The following is a 20,266-nucleotide window of genomic DNA, read 5'->3' as shown; positions in this document are numbered from 1 at the left end:
GACCGGAGCTTGAATGGCGGAACTGGAAACTCATAGGCAGGTTGCCGGCGACGGCTCCTTTGATTTGCTCAGCAATGTTGAAACGGTCGAGCAGCGCGCGACGTCCGATCCCCAACTTGTTGTCGATGTGGAAGGATTTGAAGGCCCGCTCGATTTGCTGCTCGGGTTGGCCCGTACGCAGAAAGTGGATCTCGCCCGAATTTCGATTCTCGAACTTGTCGAGCAATATCTGGAGTTCGTTGCGGAAGCCCGGCGGATGCGCCTCGAACTTGCTGCTGATTATCTCGTGATGGCGGCGTGGCTTGCGTTTTTGAAATCGAAACTGCTGCTGCCCGAACAGAAAGACGAAGATGAGCCCACCGGCGAAGAACTTGCCGCTGCTCTTGCCTTCAGACTGAGACGGCTGGAGGCGATGCGGGATGTCGCCGCAAAGCTGATGGACAGGAGCCGGCAAGGGCGCGATGTCTTCCATCGCGGCGACCCTGAAACCATGTCCGTACAGCAAAAGAGCATCTGGGATGCATCGGTCTACGATCTGCTGTCTGCTTACGCGACCCAGCGGCAGCGTCAATCGGTTACATCGGTTCGGGTGCTGAAGCGAAAGGTCTGGTCCTTGCAAGAGGCGAGGGAACTGCTTGTCAAACTGGTTGGCCGCGTGAGCGAATGGGCTCCCTTGAACGCCTATTTGCGGGACTATCTCTATGATAACAAGGATTGGGCTACCGTCGTTGCCAGCACATTTTCTGCCAGCCTTGAAATGGTGCGCGAAGGGCAGGTTGAAATCCGCCAGGGCGAAGCGTTTTCTCCGGTTTACATTCGATCCATCGTGAAGGACGAGGATCATGACATCTGAGGACGTAGAGCCGAACCAGGCCGACGGCGGAGCGGCAGGCGAGAGGCCCAACGGAGGAGATCTGGCGGGCCAGCGCATGGTTGAAGCGCTGCTATTTGCCTCTCCGGAGCCGTTGTCGCTTGAGGAACTGACGCTCCGCGTGCCTGATGGCACAGATGTTCTGCAACTGCTGGAGGACCTCGAGCGGCATTATGCTCCGCGCGGCGTCAATCTGGTCAAGCTGGCAGGAAAGTGGTGTTTCCGTACGGCCGAAGATCTGGCTTACCTGATGCATCGCAATGTCGAGGAACAGCGCAAACTGTCTCGCGCCGCCCTGGAAACACTTGCCATCATTGCCTACCACCAGCCAGTTACACGCGCTGAAATAGAAGAGATACGCGGTGTGTCGACCTCGAAAGGCACCTTGGACGTATTGCTCGAAACAACCTGGATCCGCATGCGCGGTCGCCGGCGGACACCCGGTCGGCCTGTAACATATGGAACCACAGAACAGTTTCTGGTCCACTTTGGTCTCGAAAACGTAAAGGATTTGCCCGGTCTGGAAGAATTGAAAGGGGCCGGTCTGCTTGACAGCGCGGTGCCGGCTACCTTTGTCGTTCCAATCCCCAACGACGAAGTGGCATTGACCGAGGACGAAGATCCTTTAGAAGACGGGTCGTTCTTTGATGACGATGCCGAAGAGACCGCCGGAGCTTGATGCCACAGGAAAACAGGCCGCAATCTGCAAAGGGAAACGGGCACCAGCCAAGCTGGGGCGCGCCGGGAACGGCTGGCGCGACCATTGCGGCAGGGCTCGTCTTTGAGAATGTGTCGCATGACTACGACGGTGTCGCATCGGTCCGAGAACTCAGTCTGTCGATCGCGCCAGGAGAAATCCTCTGCCTGCTTGGACATTCCGGCTGTGGCAAGACCACCCTTATGCGGATTGCAGCCGGTGTCGAGAGACAAAGCCTCGGCAAAGTCCTCATAAATGGCCGCGAGATCGCCGGAGATGAATCCTTCCTTCCGCCCGAGAAGCGCGGCGTCGGTTTGATGTTCCAGGATTATGCGCTTTTTCCGCATATGACCATACTGTCCAACGTGATGTTCGGTCTGACAGGGCTTTCCAAGAAAAACGCACAGGCCGCCGCGTTTGCAGCGCTTGGCCGCGTCGGGCTCGCCGACTATGCGGCTGACTATCCTCATGCCTTGTCCGGCGGTGAGCAACAAAGGGTGGCACTAGCACGTGCGCTGGTGCCGCGGCCCGGGATCCTGCTCATGGACGAGCCGTTTTCCGGGCTCGACAAACGCTTGCGCGATAGCGTCAGAGACCAGACCCTTGCGGTCATTCGGGAAACGCGGGCAACTTGTATCATCGTGACCCACGATCCTGAAGAAGCAATGCGGATGGGTGACAAGATCGCACTCATGCGCAAAGGGCGTGTGGTTCAGCACGGTACTGCAGCGGAGCTTTACAACGATCCCGTCGATCTGTTTGCAGCCAGGTTCTTCTCTGAACTGAACCAGATTGAGGGCCGTGTTACCGCGACAGGTGTCGAAACACCGCTCGGCTTGCTTGGGGTGAAGACCGGTTCGGAAGGCGAGAAGGTCGATGTCTGCATCAGGCCCCAGGGAATATGCCTTGCGAATGCAGGTTTGTGCGGTGTTCCCGGGCGCATCTTGTCAAAACGATTCGTCGGGGAGGTTGATCTTCTGTCCATTGTTGTGGACGGTCTCGACCATCCGTTGCAGGCCAGGGTCCGTGCAGGCAGCTCTTGGGAAGCAGGAATGGATGTCGCAGTGGACACTGATCCGAAAGACGTGCTTGTTTTTTCGCGCCGGGAGTCCCAAGTCTAGGTGAATAATCTGCCCTGAATGTCATCATTCTGTCTAAGAGCGCAAAATGAACTTCAGGTGTATGTTGCAGGGTGAGAGCCGTTTTTGTAAAAGGGCGGCAGGGCTTTAAAGCCGTTTATCAGGAGTTTGGCGTATGGGCATTAGTATTTGGCAGATCTTGATCATCGCAGTGGTGGTGGTTCTGCTGTTCGGACGTGGAAAGATTTCCGAACTTATGGGCGATGTTGCTAAGGGAATTAAGAGCTTCAAAAAAGGCATGGCCGAAGACGACACTGCCGACGCCCCGAAGACCATCGATCATCAGGCCGGCGAGGCAGCTCCGTCAGCGAAAGCTGAAGATCAGACCAAGGCGAGCTGATCTTAATCTGCATCGCGTCTCCTTAAGGGACGATAGTTCTCATGTTCGATATCGGCTGGACCGAACTCATGGTGATTGCCTGCGTGGCAATCATTGTTGTAGGGCCAAAAGACCTGCCGCGCATGCTGCGCACACTTGGACAGACACTGGGAAAAATGCGGCGCATGTCGCGCGAATTCCAGTCGACGTTCAACGATGCTTTGCGTGAAGCCGAGCAACAGGCCGATATTGCCGACATGAAAAAGCAGGTTGAAGACGCAGCGAACTTCAATCCGTTGGGCGACCTCAAGAAATCGATCGAAGAGGATGCCGCCCAGAAGGCGTCGCGCCCAATGACGACGAAGCCGGCATCGGCGAGTGCCGAAAAGGCACCAGAAAAACCAGACCCGGCCGAGACCGACGGAAGCAGCGCCGAGGCGCCACCAGCGGTCGCCCAGGCGGAAACCGCGAGCAGTCCGGCCAAGAAACCGGTGACGGAAGACGTAAAGGCATGAGCCAGGATGATATCGACGCCTCCAAGGCGCCCTTGATCGAACATTTGATTGAATTGCGCCAACGGCTGATGTGGTCGATAGGTGCGATCCTGGTGATGTTCATCATCTGCTTCTATTTTGCGACGGACATTTACAACATTCTGACCGTGCCTTATCTGCGGGCAGTTGGTGGAGACCACCCGGTGGAGATGATCTTCACCGCTCCGCAGGAGTGGTTTTTCACGCAGCTAAAACTCGCGTTGTTCGGAGCCCTGTTTCTGGCCTTTCCGGTCATTGCCAGTCAGATCTACATGTTTGTGGCGCCCGGGCTCTATAAACACGAGCGCGGGGCATTCCTGCCGTTTTTGATCGCAACGCCGATCCTCTTTCTGATCGGTGCCTGCCTGGTTTATTTCCTCGTCATGCCGATGGCGATGGGTTTCTTCCTCTCGCAGGAACAGCTGCCGGGTGAAGGCCAGGTTGCCATTCAGCATCTGGCCAAGGTCAGTGAATATCTCGGCCTGATCATGGTCCTGATCTTCGCGTTCGGGCTTGTGTTCCAGCTGCCGGTTGTTCTCACGCTCATGGGGCGTGCGGGCCTTGTAAGCTCCGAAGATCTTAAGAAAAAGCGCAAATATGCGATCGTTGGGGCGTTTGCTGCTGCGGCGATTCTCACGCCGCCTGATCCGATATCACAGATCGGTCTTGCGCTTCCCACCCTGCTTCTCTACGAAGTCTCCATTCTGTCCGTGAGGCTCATAGAGCGGCAACGCGCGCAGCGGGAAGCTGAACGCGAAGCGGAAGACGCGACGGCCTGATCGGTTGTTCCATGTCTTGACTTCCTCCCGGACGGAATGTGTTGAAAACGACCGTCGTTCGGGAAGTGAAGATGTTTGATATCAAGTGGATTCGGGAAAACGCAGACGCCTTTGATCGTGCTCTGGCCAAACGGGGCTATGAAGCCTCCGCCGCCAAACTGATCGCGTTGGATGATTCCCGTCGTTCCCATATCACCAAGCTTCAGGAAGCCCAGGAGCGGCGGAATTCTGCGTCGAAAGAAATCGGCAAGGCAAAGGGCTCCGGCGACGAAGCGCGTGCGCAGGAGTTGATCAACGAGGTTGCGCAGATCAAGACCTTCATTCAATCGGGTGAAGAAGAAGAACGCAGACTCAATTCGAACCTGGAAGCGGCAATGGCTGTCATTCCGAACCTTCCGCACGAAGATGTGCCGGAGGGCGCGGACGAAGGCGACAATGTCCTGTTGAGAAGCCACGGCGAAAAACCGGTATTCACCTTTAACGAGATGCCGAAAGAGCACTTCGAGCTGGGTGAAGCGTTGGGTGACATGGACTTTTCGACAGCAGCGAAACTCTCCGGGTCGCGCTTTGTTGTGTTGAAAGGTCAGATTGCGCGTCTTGAACGGGCTCTCGGTCAATTCATGATTGATCTGCACACGCAGCAAAACGGATACACGGAAGTCTCGCCACCACTCCTTGTGAATGATACGTCGCTCTACGGGACGGGTCAGTTGCCGAAATTTGAAGAAGATCTCTTCAAGACGACAACGGATCAATTTCTGATTCCAACAGCGGAAGTGCCGCTCACAAATTTGGTCGCGGGCGAGATTGTCTCCGAAGAAGCGTTGCCGCTGCGCGTCACGGCGTTGACTTATTGTTTCCGCTCAGAGGCCGGTTCCGCCGGGCGCGACACGCGCGGGATGCTGAGACAGCATCAGTTCCAGAAGTGTGAACTGGTCTCTGTAACCAAGCCGGAAGATTCGCTTGATGAGCTGGAGCGTATGCTCGGGTGCGCGGAAATGGTTCTGCAGTTGCTCGGGCTGCATTACCGCGTCATGACCCTGTGCACCGGCGATATGGGTTTCGGCGCGCGCAAGACGTATGACATCGAAGTCTGGCTGCCAGGTCAGGATACCTACCGCGAGATATCCTCTTGCTCGGTTTGCGGCGACTTTCAGGCACGGCGCATGAACGCCCGCTACAGACCGTCGGATAGCAAGCAGCCTGTTCATGTTCATACGCTGAACGGTTCGGGGATTGCCGTCGGACGCGCACTGATTGCTGTTTTGGAAAACTACCAGAACGGCGACGGCACAGTGACGGTTCCGGAGGCCCTGCGTCCTTACATGGGCGGTCTTGAAAAGATAGGCGCGTAGCAGCGCGTCCTAAACACAGCGCGACGGGGCACAAGCTCCGTCGCTTTTTCCGATGAGACCGTTGAGCCGCTGAGTAGCGTTGAAAATTTATCCGTCCTGATGGAAGAGAGTTCTGAATGCGCATCCTGATCACCAATGATGACGGTATTCATTCGCCCGGCCTGGATGCTCTGGAACGTATCGCACGTACGCTTTCGGACGATGTCTGGGTGGTCGCGCCGGAAACCGACCAAAGCGGTGTCGCACACTCGCTGACCTTGAGTGATCCACTGCGTTTGAGAGCTCTTGACGATCGCCATTTCGCGGTTAAAGGCACGCCGACCGACTGCGTTATCATGGGGGTCCACAAAATATTGAAAGAGCGCCCTGATCTGGTTCTGTCCGGAATCAATCGGGGACAGAATCTTGCCGAAGACGTTACATATTCCGGGACAGTGGCGGGCGCGATGGAAGGAGCAATCCTCGGAATAAGGTCGATTGCCGTTTCCCAGGCCTATGACTGGGACGTAAAGTCGGAGCCCAATTTTTCGATCGCGGAAACGCACGCACCGGAACTCTTTGCCAAACTGATAAATTTTCAGCTGCCGCCCTACAGTCTTCTGAATGTGAATTTCCCGGCCTGCGCACCCGACGAGGTCAAAGGTATCAAGGTCACTGTGCAGGGACATCATGAGCAAAGCGGATTGTCTATCGACGAACGCGTGGACGGCCGCGGTTACCCATATTACTGGCTAAAGTTCCGCGAACGCGGCAAATCGGTTCTTGATAATTCCGATCTCCAAGCAATTTCAGATGGATATGTGTCCGTTTCACCTTTACGCATAGATCTGACAGCACACGACCTGGTCAGTCATCTGACAGGGGCGTTGAAATAGACCCGAAAAGGGGCGTTACGTATGGCCGGCTTCCTTTCCGGCGACAACGGAACAATGCAATCGACAGCGCTTCCTGATGAAACAGAAGCACGGGCGTCACTTGTGCTTGCGCTCAGGCGGCGTGGCGTCGGCGCGCGAAATGTTCTTGCGGCAATAGAGCGATTGCCCAGGCGTCTGTTTCTCCCGGCAAGACATCATAGTTTGGCATATGAGGACGCGACCCTTCCGATAGAATGCGGTCAAACCGCTACTTCGCCGTCGATTGTTGCGTTTACCGTCCAGGCGCTGGACATCAAAGACGGTCAATCCATACTCGAAATCGGGACGGGTTCCGGATATCAGTCGGCAGTCATGGCGCACCTGGCTGGCCAGGTGGAAACCATAGACCGTTTTGCAACATTGGCTGACCTTGCGAATCGGCGATTTGCGGCTCTGAAGCTTGAAAACGTGAAGGCTCGGCAGGCGGATGGATTTGATGGCCTCAAACAGAAAGGGCCTTTTGATCGGATCATCGTGACGGCTGCGATAACCGCCATTCCGGACAACTGGGTGCAACAGCTCAAACCAGGCGGCGTTCTCGTGGCGCCAGTGGGTCAGCCCAAACAACCGCAGTCCCTGATTCGGTTTGTGAAGTCAGAAAGCGTTATGACGGCTGAAACGCTTATGCCGATCAGAACCGTGATGTTGCAACCCGGACTGGCACTAAAACTCTGAAGCCGAAAATACGCCTCGCACGCGGTATTGTAAGCGAATCCCTGAACGGAAAATACTGCCGTAATTTACTATAATGGGCCCAAGTGAACATTTGCCCGGATAGAAAAGACTGAGAAAACTGCCGTTTTGCGTGTAATCGCGCACCATCTTTAGCCTTTATAAACCTTACTGGCGTCTACTCTTAACCATAGCAGCCATTGTTAGCGGTATGAGTAAGGCGATGAAAAAGCGGATGCGCACCCTCCGCGGGGATCTTCTGAGTAAAGCAGCGACGGTATCCATGGTCGCAGTCTTCCTCGCAGGTTGTTCCAGTGCAGTTGAGCGCTTCGGAGAACCTCCATATTACACGGGAAACACGCTGAACCAGCGTGAGATTTTGAATGGAGCTCCACAGCCATCCTACCAGGATATTGCTAACGGGCCCGGTGGAACAGCCGCTGGCCTGCCGCCGGCCGGATCCGCGCCCGTGACGACCGGTTCAGTATCCAGCCAGCGTGCTGACATACAATCCAGACCGTTGCCCGCACCGACACAGACCGCGAAAGCGCCATCGCCGGTTTCAACATTGCCTGCGCCGGAAACGGTAAGTGCCGCTCCGGGTAAAAGCTGGAAAGGCTGGACATCTGCAGGCGGCACGAAAGTGACCGCGCGGCAGGGTGACAACCTCAATTCGATCGCAAGGCGCTACGGTGTTCCCGTGCAGGCGCTCGCTTCTGTGAACGGTATCAGCGACGCCAACAGCGTTCAGACCGGACAGAGCGTGATTATTCCCACCTATGTCTATGCTGAACGCAATGGCTCTAGCAGCACGACCGCAGGCGAAACCGGCAAGGTGAAACTGCCAACCGTTAGCGCGAACGAGACGATTGTCACGAGTTCTGTGTCGACAACCTCCGGGTCGGCGCCGCGCCCGGCGCGCAAGCCTTTCAAGCAACCGACATTTACGCAGATCAGCACGACTGAGTCGGTTGTTGAAGAGGTGGGTGTCGTTCGCGTCAGTGCGTCGCCGAAGCGCAAACCTGCAGTGGCAGAGACCGAGATCACGACGGCGTCCATCTCGACCGATACGACGAGCGTTCAGGTGACACCCGCTGTCGCAACACAGTCTTCGCCGGTTCAAAAAGCATCGCTGCCAGCGCCTGCATTGACGCAAGAGGCTCGTCCGACCGAACCGATCAAGACGCCGTCCGTTGCAAGTCTTCAGGAAGAGAAGGCGACCACCGCCAAATTCCGTTGGCCAGTTCGCGGCCGGATTATTTCCGACTTCGGGACGAAACCTGGCGGCAGCAAGAATGAAGGCGTAAACCTTGCCGTTCCAGAGGGAACTCCCGTGAAAGCCGCTGATGCCGGTACGGTGATCTACTCAGGTAACGAACTTAAGGGATACGGCAATCTCGTCCTCGTGCGCCATAGCGAAGGCTGGGTTTCCGCCTACGCACACAACAGCGAGCTGAAAGTAAAGCGCGGCGACAAGATACGTCGTGGAGATGTGGTCGGCCTTGCCGGTGCCACAGGTTCTGTCAGCCAACCGCAGGTTCATTTCGAACTTCGCAAGGGCAACAAACCGGTGGATCCGCTCCAGCATCTGCCCCGGCGCTAAACAAAGTGGAATGGGCGGCGAGGGCCGATGCGCCCGGCCGCATTCCGCTGTAGCAGTCGGGTTGAAATTCGGTTCTTGGATCTTGGAGCCGGTTGCACACACGCAAGATCTTCCCTTTTCCGCCAGGTCAGCCCGTTCCGCTCACTGAAGACGATAGCTAAGGTGTGCTTGGATTGTCTGAATGTCTCAGGACGTCCTGGTCACGAAAGCGTCTTGCCTTGGCGACCTGCCAGGTCCTGTATGAATTGAAACGCGACGCGACCGGATCGGCTGCCTCGCGTTGTGGCCCATTCAAGTGCCTGAGCCCGCATCTCGTCTTCCACAATCTCAAGGTCGAAATGGTCTGCATAGCCGCGCACCATCTCCAGATAGTCATCCTGGCTGCATTTGTGAAAACCGAGCCACAGGCCAAAGCGGTCCGATAAAGAGACCTTTTCCTCAACCGCTTCTGCCGGATTGATTGCCGTTGAGCGTTCATTTTCGATCATATCGCGCGGGAGCAGGTGGCGCCGGTTTGAGGTTGCGTAGAAGATGACGTTTTCCGGTCGGCCTTCAATGCCGCCTTCCAGAACGGCTTTCAAGGATTTGTAGGACGTATCGTCGTTGTCGAAACTCAGGTCGTCGCAAAAGATGATGAAGCGATGAGAGACCTGCCGGATCTGAGACATCAGTTTTGGAAGCGTTTCAATGTCCTCGCGGTGAATTTCAACCAGTTTCAGATTGCTTGATCCCGCTTCTTGATTGACAGCCGCATGCGCCGCCTTGACCAGAGATGATTTCCCCATGCCTCGTGCGCCCCACAATAGCGCGTTGTTTGCGGGCAGGCCGTTTGCGAACCGTCTGGTGTTGTCGAGAAGCAGATCGCGTACATGCGAGACAGCACACAGCAACGATATGTCGACGCGATTGACCTTCTCAACCGGTTGGAGTTCGCCGGGTTCGGGTATCCACACGAACGCGTCGGCACTGGACCAATCCGCCGGGCGTGGAGCTGCCGGGACGGCGCGCCCGATCAGCTCCAGCAGAGAATCGAGTTTGGCGTTCAATGAGGCAAGGTCGATTTGCGCGCTCATAATTCTTGCAACCCCAGTCAAAAAGGCCCATCTGTGGCCCTGAAACATGTTGCGCGAGCAGTAGCATGAGGCAGGTAAGGCGAAAACGCCAATTATTCCCATACCGGTACGCCGGAATCGGCTTGCAAAGCTTGAAATGAGGCGCGCCACCGTTATAGTCCGCGCCACCAGAATTCAGAGCGTTTGAAGGTGCTGACAAGGTACAGCACATACAAAAACGCCCCTTAGGAGAGATGAATGTTGATCACCCCAGCGTATGCGCAATCAGCCGGAGCCGTAGGTCCGAGTTTTCTGATCCAGATCCTGCCGTTCGTGGCGATCTTTGCGATCATGTATTTCCTGATCATCCGGCCACAGCGCCAGCGGATGAAAAAGCATCAGGAAATGGTGGCAAATCTGCGCCGTGGTGACACCATTGTGACCACCGGGGGACTTATCGGCAAAGTGTCGAAGGTGGTAGACGATGGCGAATTGCAAGTGGAACTGTCGGAAGGCGTAAAGGTGCGCGTGGTTCGCTCAATGGTACAGGAAGTCAGATCCAAGACCGAGCCAGCCAAGGAAAATTCGTAAGACGCGCCTGCATCGCATCGATCTAATTGCCACGCCGGTTCTTTACCGGCTTGGCTGCTTTTAAGGCTCTATCATGCTCCATTTTGCCCGCTGGAAAATCGTGCTGATCATGATTGTGGTTGCTGCTGGCTTCATCACAACGCTGCCGAATTTCTTTTCCGCCCAACAACTTAAGGCCTGGCCCGATTTCCTGCCGAAAAACCAGATGGTTCTGGGTCTCGACCTGCAAGGCGGCGCATATCTTCTTTATGAAGTAGACCAGGAAGATTACATCAAGAAACGGTTCGAGGCGCTAGAAAGTGACGTTCGCGATACGCTCCGTCAAAACCCGAGAATCGGGTACACGGGCCTGGCTGCGTCGAATGACTCGCTTCAAGTACGAATTCGAGATTTGACGCGGCTTGACGAGGCAAGAGAGCGACTGGCACCACTGGTAAATCCGCTTGTCTCCAATCTCTTCAGTGGCCAGCCCGTTGACGAATTTGATTTGTCCGTCGACGATAACGGATTGGTTCGTTTCGCTTATTCTGAAGAAGGTCTCGACAACAGACTTCAGTCGATTGTTCAACAATCGATTGAGGTTATCCGAAAACGTGTCGATGAACTTGGTACGACAGAGCCGAATATTCAGCGGCAGGGTCAAGATCGCATTCTTGTTGAAGCCCCAGGAGAAGGGGATCCGGAACGCCTTAAGGATCTGATCGGTGAAACCGCGCTGCTGAGCTTTCACCTTGTCGATCGGAACATGACTGGCGAACAGGCTCTGCAAAGCCGACCGCCGGCAGGTACTTCTGTCTTCATGTCCGTGGACGATCCACCGATTCCGTACCTACTGGAAACCAATCCCTTGTTGGGCGGCGAAGACCTTGTCGATGCTCAGGTCGCCTTTGGCCAATATTCAAATGAACCGGTCGTGACATTCCGTTTCAACCAGTCCGGAGCACGAGAATTTGCCAGGGTCACGACGGAAAACGTGAATTTTCCCTTCGCGATTGTTCTTGACGGTGAGGTCATTTCCGCACCGGTGATCCGCGAACCGATTGTTGGCGGCTCCGGACAGATCTCCGGTGACTTCACGATTGAGGCTGCCCAAGACCTTGCGATCCTACTACGCGCGGGTGCACTGCCCGCACAATTGACCGTCATTGAAGAAAGGTCCATTGGACCAGGTCTTGGGGCCGATTCAATCGAAGCCGGTAAACTTGCGTCGATCATCGCCGGTGCAGCTGTCATCGTGTTCATGATCCTTGCCTATGGCCGCTTTGGTGTGATTGCCGATTTGGCGCTGATGACCAATATCTTCCTGATTTTTGGCGCTCTAACGATATTGCAGGCAACGCTGACACTTCCCGGTATCGCCGGTATCGTACTGACGATCGGGATGGCAGTGGATGCCAACGTTCTCATCTTCGAGCGAATACGGGAAGAATCTCGAGCTGGCAGGTCGGTGATATCCGCTATCGACGCGGGTTACAGCAGGGCACTCGGGACGATCCTTGATGCCAACATCACCACATTGATCGCCGCCGTGATCTTGTTCCAGCTCGGATCGGGACCGGTGCGGGGCTTTGCCGTTACGCTCGCGATCGGAATTTTCACAACCGTGTTCTCGGCCTTCACGTTCAGCCGGCTCTTGGTGGCGTTGTGGATACGCCGTCGCCGCCCGTCTGTGCTGCCGATCTGATCCGGGAGAAAAAAGAAAATGTTGCTAAGACTTGTTCCGGACAACACGCATATCAAGTTCATGTGGCTTCGGAAGTTCAGCTTTCCGTTGTCCGTGGTTCTTGTAATCGCTTCGCTTGCTGGTTTTTTCACCGTCGGCATGAACTACGGTATTGACTTCAAGGGCGGGACACTCATCGAGATCAAGACCGATGGTCCTGCAGATATCGGCGCCATTCGCTCTGAGCTTTCCACGCTCAATTTGGGGGATGTCCAGGTTCAGGAATTTGGTGCCTCTGACGACATCCTGATCCGTGTTGAGGAGCAGCCGGGCGGTGAACTCGCCCAGCAGTCGGTCGTCGAACGTGTCCGCACGATTTTCGCTGATGACAATGTCGATTTCCGGCGTGTCGAGGTCGTCGGCCCCCGCGTTTCCGGGGAGCTGGCGCAAGCCGGCGCGATCGCCGTCGCGGCGGCGCTCTTGGCGATCATGATCTATATCTGGTTCCGTTTCGAATGGCACTTTGCCGTCGGTGCGATCCTGACGACAGCCAACGACGTTGTTGTCACGATAGGACTGTTCGTGCTGCTCCAGCTGGACTTCTCGCTGTCCAGTATCGCGGCGGTTCTGACAATAATCGGTTACTCGCTCAACGATACCGTGGTTGTCTATGACCGTATCCGTGAGAATCTGCGCAAGTACAAGAAACGTCCGCTGACGGACATTCTGGATCAGTCTATCAACGAGACGCTGTCGCGGACGACGATGACCTCTGTCACGACCCTTCTTGCGTTGATTGCGCTCTACGTTTTCGGAGGCGAGGTCATTCAGTCCTTCACGCTGGCCATGATTTTCGGCATCGTGATCGGCACCTATTCCTCGATTTTCCTGGCTGCGCCTTTCCTCATTCTGTTGAACCTGCGCCCGGACGCCTTGTCTCGCAATGACGAGGACGGCAAAAAGGAAGCCAAGGAAAAGGCAACCGTCTGAGGACCAAACCTGATGGAAATCCGGAATGCCCATTTTCCGGGCCGGGCGCCGCTTGATGCTTATGGCAATGGCGGCTTCCGGTTCGCGAAAATGTCCCACCATGGGTCCATACTATGTGTCCCGAGCGGCATTTACGGATGGAATATCAGTGATGCTGCGGACTTCAATGAAGACGCATTTCAGCGTGTTTTTGAGGAACGGTCGGATATTGAGGTTCTGCTTGTGGGAACCGGGCGGGATCTTTTGCCGCTTCGACCCGCGATGAAAGACCTGTTCCGGGAAGCCGGAATTCTTACAGACCCGATGTCGACCGGCGCAGCAGTGCGCACGTTCAATGTTCTTCTATCGGAAGACCGGGCCGTTGCGGCGGCTTTGCTGGCGGTGGACTAGTTTCGATCCTGTGCCATATGGGCGACTATGACTACTGATTTCGATCATGCCGCCGATATTGTGCGCCTTTACGACAAGGACCGATATCTAAGTGCCTTGCTGGCGCCTGAACAGCATAGGGCTGACCTGATGGCCGTTTATGCGTTTGGCGCAGAAATTTCGCGTGTGCGTGAGATTGTCTCAGAGCCCTTGCCGGGTGAAATGCGCCTGCAGTGGTGGCGAGACCTTCTGGAAGGAACGGAACACGGCGCGGTGGCGTCAAATCCGGTCGCAAACGCGCTTCTTCAAACGATCGCGAGATACAATCTGCCCAGGAACGGCCTCATCGCCATGACCGAGGCAAGGGTGTTCGATCTCTATGACGACCCGATGCCCAACCTCAACGACCTTGAAGGATATACAGGGGAGACCGTGTCCGGTCTTATGCAGCTGGCTTGTCTGATCCTGAACAATGGCGATGATCCCGGAACGGCGACTGCCGCCGGACATGCCGGTGTTGCCTATGGAATGACAGGGCTGATGCGCGCGCTGCCATGGCACGCCTCACGCCGGCAAATGTTTCTCCCAAAAGATCTGATCGACAGGCACGGCGTTGATGTCGAGACCGTTTTCCGCGGAGAGACGACGCAGCCTCTGAAGGCCGCCCTTGCTGAAATGCGTGAACATGTCCGCCATCACTTGAACCGCGTTCGCGAGGCTGCCGCCACCGTTCCTGAAAAATGCAGCAATGCCCTGCTGCCGCTTGTGCTTGTCGAACCGTTCTTGAAAAAGATGGAACGGAACGACTTTGATCCGTTGCAGGGGTCAGCAGAAATTTCCCAGCTCAAACGGCAATGGTTGCTTTGGCGGGCGTCAGCGGAACCCCTCAAGCGGATCTGATGCCAGTCAGTTCCCTGCAGTGATCAGTTTATTCGGCGGCAAGCCTGTTCAGGCCGATACGGGCGAGCCAGTCCGAAAAGTCGGCTTTCGCCCGATCGGTCATTGCGCGTTTCTTTGCTTTTGCCTTTTCCTTGCCTTTCAAGCGCTTGCCGTCGTCCCCTTTGGTTGGAGCTTCGACGGGCGGAAACAGGCCAAAATTGACATTCATGGGCTGGAAGGACCGCGGCTTGCCACCTCCGTCTTCTCTGGAGATGTGGCCTTCCGTAATGTGGCCCAGCAGAGCACCCATGGCCGTCGTCTCTGGCGGTGCTTCGACCGCGGACCCACGCGCTTCCATGACCGTAAAGAGGCCAGCAAGGCACCCGACGCTTGCAGATTCCACGTATCCCTCGCAGCCAGTGATCTGTCCGGCAAAACGTATGCGGGGATCGGCCTTTAGTTTCAGCGACCCGTCCAGCACCTTCGGCGAGTTCAAGAACGTATTACGGTGCAGACCGCCGAGGCGTGCGAACTGTGCGTTTTCGAGCCCGGGTATCATCCGGAAGACGTCGGCCTGAACGCCGTATTTCAGCTTCGTTTGAAAGCCGACCATGTTGTAGAGCGTGCCAAGTGCATTGTCCTGACGCAGTTGAACCACCGCATAAGCCTTCACGTCCGGATTGTGCGCATTGGTCAAACCCATTGGTTTCATGGGCCCGTGGCGGAGCGTTTCGCGGCCCCTTGACGCCATGACCTCGATTGGAAGACAACCGTCAAAATAGGGCGTGTTCGCTTCCCACTCCTTGAAATCTGCGGATTCACCGGCAAGTAACGCGTCAATGAAGGCTTCGTACTGGTCCCTGTCCATCGGACAGTTCAAATAATCTTTTCCCGTGCCGCCCGGACCGACCTTGTCGTATCTGGACTGGAACCAGGCTTTCGAAAGGTCGACAGAGTCGAAGTGAACGATCGGTGCGATCGCATCAAAGAAGGCGAGGGAGTCCTCGCCCGACTTTTCCAGGACAGCTTTTGACAGCGCCGGAGAGGTCAGCGGGCCTGTCGCAACAATCACGCTATTCCAGTCTGCGGGGGGCAAGCCGGCGATTTCCTCGCGTGCGATCGCGATGCGTGGATGCTCTTCGAGTGCATTGGTAACAGCTTGCGAAAAACCATCACGGTCCACGGCTAGCGCACTTCCGGCGGGGACTTGATGCGCGTCGGCGGACGACATGATCAGGGACCCAAGCTGCCTCAGTTCGTGATGGATCAATCCGACCGCATTCTGCTCTGAATCGTCGGAACGGAAGGAGTTCGAACAAACGAGTTCGGCCAAGCCGTCCGTTTGATGCGCATCGGTCCTGCGAACGGGACGCATTTCATGGATAACGACGTCCAGGCCCGCTTGCGCGATCTGCCAGGCTGCTTCCGAACCGGCCAGGCCGCCACCGATTACGTGGATGGGAGACATCTTTTGTCCTTGGGATCAATACCGGTCGACTGGTTATGTCACTTGTGTCGAACTGTCCGGAAACCAACTTTTCGTTCTGATTACAGCGATTGACCCCTGACCGCAACGTTTTCAAATTCTTTCGCTGCAGCTCGTTGAATGCAACACGGAGCAACGTTGCCGGCTGAACATTTAATTATTCCGAAATGGCCAAGTCTGCCTGGCCGAGCTGAACAGGTTGATTGACACTATTGTGGCTTTTTATGAGAGAAATTTCGAATTTACAGCCAGTCGTCATGGAACACGAAAAACGCAGAAGCGCTCCGACAAATATCAGTGCTTCAATGCATTGCAGCAGCGGTTTCAGGCAAATGACACTAACGAATGAAAAAACGCCCGCCGATGGGAGGAGGATCCGGCGAGCGTTTTTTTGTTTAATCTGCGAATTGACCCGCAGATCGTATGCAGCCTGAAGACTGGGAGGAGGATGTCTCCTGGCAGCAATTCTTGATTATTTTACAGCCTGACGCGCGTAGCGGCTGATGTCGGCACGGGAGATGCCGAGATCGTCGAGTTCGCGGTTGGACAGGTTGGACAGCTCGTCATAGGTCTGACGGAAGCGTTTCCAGGTGTTGAATTTTTTGACGACTGTGTCGATCATGATTTAGGCCTTTCGCTATCTCTTGGCCATGGCACCGCGGATCGGCGTCTGGCCCGTTCGTCTCTTACAAACGCTATATAGAAATATTGTGCACTGCGAGGTAGTGGGTTTAACGCGATGCTGTTATGCAAAAACTGCAACACAACAGATAGTTAACGCGAAGGAATGCGCAACTCGCATATACCGAGCTCGCAAAACAAGGAGGGCATCTTCGCACTTGCGAAGAATTCAATAATTGTGATTGTGCGGAGTGAATTGAGGCTTCAAAAGCTGAACAAACGAACGCCCGCCAGTGGGAGGAGGTACTGGCGGGCGTCGTTTCGACTGGCAGGGCTGGGAGGAGGATGCCCTGCGTGTCACACGTCTTTCGGCTGGGAGGAGGATGCCTACGGACGCGATCTCAAATTATCAGCCGTTTGTTCCACGGCGTGCGACAAAACTGATGTCGCTTCGGCTTATGCCGAGATCCTGTAGCTCTCTAGCCGACAGACGGGACAATTCGTCAACCGCACGACGGTAGCTAACCCAGTTGCTGTACTTCTTGCGCACAGTGTCAAACATCTTCTTTTTCCTTATCCGACAGGGCCTGACGGGCTCTGTCCCGTTGTTGAACTCATATATAATTCACCAACTGAAATAAAAGAAGTGCCACATGTGCATGACAGACATGCAATTTGTGCAATGCAAAAATATCAGGTTTGCGTCCTTGTGCCGGACTTCGAAAAACCAACAAAAGTAGCACGATAGCAAGATATGTGCGATGCACACAATTTCAAGGGTCTTGAAGCTGCGCTATTCCGCCGCGTCATGCGCTCTTTGCGGACGCCGCTGCAGCAGTTCGCGCAAAAACTGACCGGTGTAACTTGCGTCCACCTCAGCGACTTCTTCCGGACGACCGGTTGCCACCACCGTGCCGCCGCCATCGCCGCCTTCCGGGCCAAGATCAATTATCCAGTCCGCAGTCTTGATCACTTCCAGATTGTGCTCAATCACCAGAACCGTGTTTCCCTGATCCACCAGTTCATGAAGGACATCGAGCAACTTGGCGACATCGTGGAAATGAAGTCCCGTGGTCGGCTCGTCGAGAATATAAAGCGTTCTCCCCGTGGACCTTTTCGACAATTCCTTGGCGAGTTTCACGCGTTGTGCTTCACCGCCTGAGAGTGTCGTTGCCTGCTGGCCGACCTTTATGTAGCCCAGTCCGACGCGGGCAAGGGTCTTCATCTTGTCGCGTACAGCCGGCACGGCTGAAAAGAACTCGGCGGCCTCTTCAACGGTCATGTCGAGAACGTCCGCAATCGACTTGCCCTTGAACTCCACTTCCAGGGTTTCCCTGTTGTAGCGCTTTCCCTTGCAAACATCGCAGGTCACGTAAACATCGGGCAGGAAGTGCATCTCGATCTTGATGACACCGTCTCCCTGACAGGCCTCACAGCGTCCCCCTTTCACATTGAAAGAGAACCGTCCTGGCTGATAGCCCCGCGCCTTTGCCTCGGGCATTCCGGCAAACCACTCCCGGATCGGCGTGAAAGCACCGGTATAGGTGGCCGGGTTAGAGCGCGGTGTACGCCCGATAGGTGACTGGTCGATGTCAATCACCTTGTCCAGAACTTCCAGCCCCTCGATGCGGTCATGCGGGGCGGGGTTGTCCCGGGCTCCGTTCAGCCGGCGCGCTGCAGACTTATAAAGTGTGTCTATGAGAAAGGTGGATTTTCCACCGCCAGACACGCCGGTCACGCACGTAAATGTGCTGAGAGGGATGTCGACATCGACGTCCTTCAGATTGTTGCCGCGTGCGCCGCGAACAGAAATTTTCCGTTTCTTGCTGATCTTTCGGCGACCGTCGGGCCGCTCGATCATTCGCTTGCCGGATAGATATTCACCTGTCAGCGACTTGGGATTGGCCATGATCTCAGAGGGGGTTCCTCGGGCCACAACCTGTCCGCCGTGCACGCCCGCGCCAGGACCGACATCCACGACATAGTCGGCCGTCAGGACCGCATCCTCGTCGTGTTCCACGACGATAACCGTGTTTCCAAGGTTTCTGAGATGTTTCAGCGTCTCCAGCAATCGGGCATTGTCGCGTTGATGGAGACCGATCGACGGTTCGTCGAGAACATAAAGAACACCCGTGAGACCGGACCCGATCTGTGATGCAAGCCGGATGCGTTGGCTCTCACCGCCGGAAAGGGTGCCGGAGGATCTGGAAAGCGTCAGGTATTCCAGACCCACATCGTTCAGGAATTTCAGGCGTTCCCTGATTTCCTTCAAGATCCGTCCGGCAATTTCCGATTGTTTGTCATTCAGCTTTTCCGGCAGCGTATCGAACCAGTCACGGGCTTCGCGGATCGAATATTCAGTAATCTCTCCAATGTGCTTGCCTGCGATCTTGACCGCGAGAGCCTCGGGTTTCAGCCGAAATCCGCTACAGGCAGGGCAGGCGTGGTCCGACTGGAACCGTGCAAGCTCTTCCCGGACCCAGGAGGATTCCGTCTCGCGCCAGCGGCGCTCGATATTCCCGATCACGCCTTCAAACGTCTTTTCCGTCCGGTAGCTGCGCACGCCATCGTCATAAACAAATTCAACCGCTGTTTTTCCGGTCCCGTGAAGGATCGCATCCTGAACTTCATCCGGCAGGTCTTTCCAGGGTGTCGACATCGTCACCTTGAAATGACTGCAGAGCGCTTCAAGCGTTTGCGCATAGTAAGGTGACGTTGATCCGGTCTTGGCCCAGGGCAGCACGGCCCCTTCGCGCAACGACAGGGAGTGATCTGGAACAACCAGATCTTCCTCGAAAGCCAGCGTTGTTCCAAGGCCGTCACAGGTTGGACACGCACCGAATGGGTTGTTGAAGGAAAACAACCTCGGTTCGATCTCCGGAATGGTGAACCCGGAAACAGGGCAGGCGAACTTTTCCGAGAAGATCTGCCGCTGTGGATCTCCTTTTTCGTCTGTCTTGTCCGCATATTCGGCGACAGCGATTCCGTCAGCGAGTTTCAGTGCAGTCTCAAGGGAATCCGCAAGCCGGCCCGCGATATCATCGCGCACGACAAGACGGTCCACGACAACATCGATGTCGTGCTTGTATTTCTTGTCGAGAGCAGGGGCTTCTGCAATCTCGTGAAACGTTCCGTCGATCTTGACGCGCTGGAAGCCCTTTTTCATGAGCTCTGCCAGTTCCTTGCGGTATTCGCCCTTGCGGCCGCGCACCATGGGGGCGAGCAGATAGAGCCGCGATCCTTCCTCCAGCTCCATGACACGGTCGACCATCTGACTGACCGTCTGGCTTTCGATGGGCAATCCGGTGGCAGGAGAGTAGGGAATACCGACCCGAGCGAACAAAAGCCGCATATAGTCGTAGATTTCGGTGACAGTTCCCACTGTTGAACGCGGATTGCGCGACGTGGTCTTCTGCTCAATGGAAATAGCCGGAGAAAGACCGTCGATCTGGTCGACGTCCGGCTTTTGCATCATTTCCAGAAACTGGCGCGCATAGGCAGACAGGCTTTCGACATAGCGCCGCTGTCCCTCGGCATAGATGGTGTCAAAGGCGAGCGAAGACTTGCCGGATCCGGACAGTCCCGTCATGACGATCAGCCGGTCGCGTGGCAGGTCTAGATCCACACCTTTAAGGTTATGCTCACGCGCACCACGGACGCTGATGACCCGTGTTGGGTCGTTTTTCCAGCTTTCATCCCTCCGAGTGCTGTCGGACTTCGACATTCTGAAAAT

20 protein-coding genes are annotated in these 20,266 nt (G+C 55.7%); 15 read left to right on the top strand and 5 right to left on the bottom strand.

Annotated elements, in window-relative coordinates; genetic code table 11:
* Positions 1–13 precede the first annotated feature (13 nt).
* The 10 genes from Q0915_RS09090 to Q0915_RS09045 all read left to right on the top strand — a co-directional run bounded on the left by Q0915_RS09090 (position 14) and on the right by Q0915_RS09045 (position 8,882).
* Positions 14–853: a ScpA family protein gene (locus tag Q0915_RS09090; protein ID WP_299470577.1), complete on the top strand. Its 840-nt coding sequence runs from the start codon at positions 14–16 to the stop codon at positions 851–853.
* Positions 843–1,550, top strand: a complete 708-nt coding sequence (gene scpB, locus Q0915_RS09085) for an SMC-Scp complex subunit ScpB (RefSeq protein ID WP_299470576.1) — start codon at positions 843–845, stop codon at positions 1,548–1,550. The genes Q0915_RS09090 and scpB overlap by 11 nt, the downstream gene beginning before the upstream one ends.
* Positions 1,550–2,689 (top strand): ABC transporter ATP-binding protein, encoded by a 1,140-nt coding sequence (locus Q0915_RS09080; RefSeq protein WP_299470574.1) that lies wholly within the window; start codon positions 1,550–1,552, stop codon positions 2,687–2,689. Before scpB ends, Q0915_RS09080 begins: the two co-directional genes overlap by 1 nt.
* Before the next feature lie 133 nt (positions 2,690–2,822).
* The gene (locus Q0915_RS09075) at positions 2,823–3,047 is read left to right on the top strand and encodes a twin-arginine translocase TatA/TatE family subunit (RefSeq protein WP_299470572.1); all 225 of its coding nucleotides are present in this window, start codon (positions 2,823–2,825) and stop codon (positions 3,045–3,047) included.
* A gap of 41 nt (positions 3,048–3,088) precedes the next feature.
* Positions 3,089–3,541, top strand: coding sequence for a Sec-independent protein translocase protein TatB (tatB, locus tag Q0915_RS09070; RefSeq protein ID WP_299470570.1), 453 nt, complete (start codon positions 3,089–3,091; stop codon positions 3,539–3,541).
* The gene (tatC, locus tag Q0915_RS09065; protein ID WP_299470568.1) at positions 3,538–4,338 is read left to right on the top strand and encodes a twin-arginine translocase subunit TatC; all 801 of its coding nucleotides are present in this window, start codon (positions 3,538–3,540) and stop codon (positions 4,336–4,338) included. The genes tatB and tatC overlap by 4 nt, the downstream gene beginning before the upstream one ends.
* Before the next feature lie 71 nt (positions 4,339–4,409).
* Positions 4,410–5,693, top strand: coding sequence for a serine--tRNA ligase (gene serS, locus Q0915_RS09060; protein WP_299470566.1), 1,284 nt, complete (start codon positions 4,410–4,412; stop codon positions 5,691–5,693).
* A 116-nt stretch (positions 5,694–5,809) separates the two neighbouring features.
* Complete coding sequence (surE, locus tag Q0915_RS09055; protein WP_299470564.1) at positions 5,810–6,568, top strand: 5'/3'-nucleotidase SurE; 759 nt, start codon at positions 5,810–5,812, stop codon at positions 6,566–6,568.
* A 21-nt stretch (positions 6,569–6,589) separates the two neighbouring features.
* Positions 6,590–7,282 carry a protein-L-isoaspartate(D-aspartate) O-methyltransferase gene (locus tag Q0915_RS09050; RefSeq protein ID WP_299470562.1) on the top strand — a complete coding sequence of 231 codons (693 nt, stop codon included), beginning with the start codon at positions 6,590–6,592 and terminating at the stop codon, positions 7,280–7,282.
* A 232-nt stretch (positions 7,283–7,514) separates the two neighbouring features.
* Positions 7,515–8,882 (top strand): peptidoglycan DD-metalloendopeptidase family protein, encoded by a 1,368-nt coding sequence (locus Q0915_RS09045; protein WP_299470559.1) that lies wholly within the window; start codon positions 7,515–7,517, stop codon positions 8,880–8,882.
* Positions 8,883–9,082: 200 nt separating this feature from the next.
* On the opposite strand, the gene Q0915_RS09040 is transcribed toward Q0915_RS09045, so the two are convergent.
* Complete coding sequence (locus tag Q0915_RS09040; protein ID WP_299470557.1) at positions 9,083–9,955, bottom strand: ATP-binding protein; 873 nt, start codon at positions 9,953–9,955, stop codon at positions 9,083–9,085.
* A gap of 237 nt (positions 9,956–10,192) precedes the next feature.
* Here Q0915_RS09040 and yajC point away from each other — a divergent pair, with 237 nt between their 5' ends.
* The 5 genes from yajC to Q0915_RS09015 all read left to right on the top strand — a co-directional run bounded on the left by yajC (position 10,193) and on the right by Q0915_RS09015 (position 14,447).
* Entirely contained in the window at positions 10,193–10,525 is a 333-nt protein-coding gene (gene yajC, locus Q0915_RS09035; protein WP_299470555.1) for a preprotein translocase subunit YajC, read from the top strand.
* A gap of 73 nt (positions 10,526–10,598) precedes the next feature.
* On the top strand, positions 10,599–12,209 hold the full coding sequence (gene secD / locus Q0915_RS09030; protein WP_299470553.1) for a protein translocase subunit SecD: 1,611 nt from the start codon (positions 10,599–10,601) through the stop codon (positions 12,207–12,209).
* An 18-nt stretch (positions 12,210–12,227) separates the two neighbouring features.
* Entirely contained in the window at positions 12,228–13,178 is a 951-nt protein-coding gene (secF, locus tag Q0915_RS09025) for a protein translocase subunit SecF (protein WP_299470551.1), read from the top strand.
* Positions 13,179–13,190: 12 nt separating this feature from the next.
* The gene (locus Q0915_RS09020) at positions 13,191–13,568 is read left to right on the top strand and encodes an Mth938-like domain-containing protein (protein WP_299470549.1); all 378 of its coding nucleotides are present in this window, start codon (positions 13,191–13,193) and stop codon (positions 13,566–13,568) included.
* Positions 13,569–13,595: 27 nt separating this feature from the next.
* Positions 13,596–14,447, top strand: coding sequence for a phytoene/squalene synthase family protein (locus Q0915_RS09015; RefSeq protein ID WP_299470547.1), 852 nt, complete (start codon positions 13,596–13,598; stop codon positions 14,445–14,447).
* A gap of 28 nt (positions 14,448–14,475) precedes the next feature.
* On the opposite strand, the gene trmFO is transcribed toward Q0915_RS09015, so the two are convergent.
* From trmFO to uvrA, 4 genes are all read right to left on the bottom strand, one after another.
* On the bottom strand, positions 14,476–15,894 hold the full coding sequence (trmFO, locus tag Q0915_RS09010) for a methylenetetrahydrofolate--tRNA-(uracil(54)-C(5))-methyltransferase (FADH(2)-oxidizing) TrmFO (RefSeq protein ID WP_299470545.1): 1,419 nt from the start codon (positions 15,892–15,894) through the stop codon (positions 14,476–14,478).
* Positions 15,895–16,384: 490 nt separating this feature from the next.
* Entirely contained in the window at positions 16,385–16,534 is a 150-nt protein-coding gene (locus tag Q0915_RS09005) for a DUF1127 domain-containing protein (protein ID WP_299470542.1), read from the bottom strand.
* Positions 16,535–16,942: 408 nt separating this feature from the next.
* The gene (locus Q0915_RS09000; RefSeq protein ID WP_299470540.1) at positions 16,943–17,095 is read right to left on the bottom strand and encodes a DUF1127 domain-containing protein; all 153 of its coding nucleotides are present in this window, start codon (positions 17,093–17,095) and stop codon (positions 16,943–16,945) included.
* 231 nt (positions 17,096–17,326) lie between these two features.
* Positions 17,327–20,257, bottom strand: a complete 2,931-nt coding sequence (gene uvrA / locus Q0915_RS08995; RefSeq protein WP_299470538.1) for an excinuclease ABC subunit UvrA — start codon at positions 20,255–20,257, stop codon at positions 17,327–17,329.
* Between the last annotated feature and the right edge of the window lie 9 nt (positions 20,258–20,266).

The sequence above is a fragment of the uncultured Roseibium sp. genome (genome assembly GCF_947494555.1).
Classification (GTDB): domain Bacteria; phylum Pseudomonadota; class Alphaproteobacteria; order Rhizobiales; family Stappiaceae; genus Roseibium.
Note: the sequence above shows the minus strand (reverse complement) of the source record. Positions and strands in the feature narration are given on the sequence as shown.

Bases quoted from the DNA above. Each gene is read 5' to 3' on its own strand.
- trmFO (WP_299470545.1), bottom strand. From the start codon at position 15,894: ATGTCTCCCATCCACGTAATCGGTGGCGGCCTGGCCGGTTCGGAAGCA.
- Q0915_RS09015 (WP_299470547.1), top strand. From the start codon at position 13,596: ATGACTACTGATTTCGATCATGCCGCCGATATTGTGCGCCTTTACGAC.
- Q0915_RS09080 (WP_299470574.1), top strand. From the start codon at position 1,550: ATGCCACAGGAAAACAGGCCGCAATCTGCAAAGGGAAACGGGCACCAG.
- secD (WP_299470553.1), top strand. From the start codon at position 10,599: ATGCTCCATTTTGCCCGCTGGAAAATCGTGCTGATCATGATTGTGGTT.
- tatB (WP_299470570.1), top strand. From the start codon at position 3,089: ATGTTCGATATCGGCTGGACCGAACTCATGGTGATTGCCTGCGTGGCA.
- yajC (WP_299470555.1), top strand. From the start codon at position 10,193: ATGTTGATCACCCCAGCGTATGCGCAATCAGCCGGAGCCGTAGGTCCG.
- Q0915_RS09075 (WP_299470572.1), top strand. From the start codon at position 2,823: ATGGGCATTAGTATTTGGCAGATCTTGATCATCGCAGTGGTGGTGGTT.
- tatC (WP_299470568.1), top strand. From the start codon at position 3,538: ATGAGCCAGGATGATATCGACGCCTCCAAGGCGCCCTTGATCGAACAT.
- Q0915_RS09045 (WP_299470559.1), top strand. From the start codon at position 7,515: ATGCGCACCCTCCGCGGGGATCTTCTGAGTAAAGCAGCGACGGTATCC.
- Q0915_RS09050 (WP_299470562.1), top strand. From the start codon at position 6,590: ATGGCCGGCTTCCTTTCCGGCGACAACGGAACAATGCAATCGACAGCG.
- Q0915_RS09040 (WP_299470557.1), bottom strand. From the start codon at position 9,955: ATGAGCGCGCAAATCGACCTTGCCTCATTGAACGCCAAACTCGATTCT.
- Q0915_RS09090 (WP_299470577.1), top strand. From the start codon at position 14: ATGGCGGAACTGGAAACTCATAGGCAGGTTGCCGGCGACGGCTCCTTT.
- Q0915_RS09005 (WP_299470542.1), bottom strand. From the start codon at position 16,534: ATGATCGACACAGTCGTCAAAAAATTCAACACCTGGAAACGCTTCCGT.
- Q0915_RS09020 (WP_299470549.1), top strand. From the start codon at position 13,191: ATGGAAATCCGGAATGCCCATTTTCCGGGCCGGGCGCCGCTTGATGCT.
- serS (WP_299470566.1), top strand. From the start codon at position 4,410: ATGTTTGATATCAAGTGGATTCGGGAAAACGCAGACGCCTTTGATCGT.
- secF (WP_299470551.1), top strand. From the start codon at position 12,228: ATGTTGCTAAGACTTGTTCCGGACAACACGCATATCAAGTTCATGTGG.
- uvrA (WP_299470538.1), bottom strand. From the start codon at position 20,257: ATGTCGAAGTCCGACAGCACTCGGAGGGATGAAAGCTGGAAAAACGAC.
- surE (WP_299470564.1), top strand. From the start codon at position 5,810: ATGCGCATCCTGATCACCAATGATGACGGTATTCATTCGCCCGGCCTG.
- Q0915_RS09000 (WP_299470540.1), bottom strand. From the start codon at position 17,095: ATGTTTGACACTGTGCGCAAGAAGTACAGCAACTGGGTTAGCTACCGT.
- scpB (WP_299470576.1), top strand. From the start codon at position 843: ATGACATCTGAGGACGTAGAGCCGAACCAGGCCGACGGCGGAGCGGCA.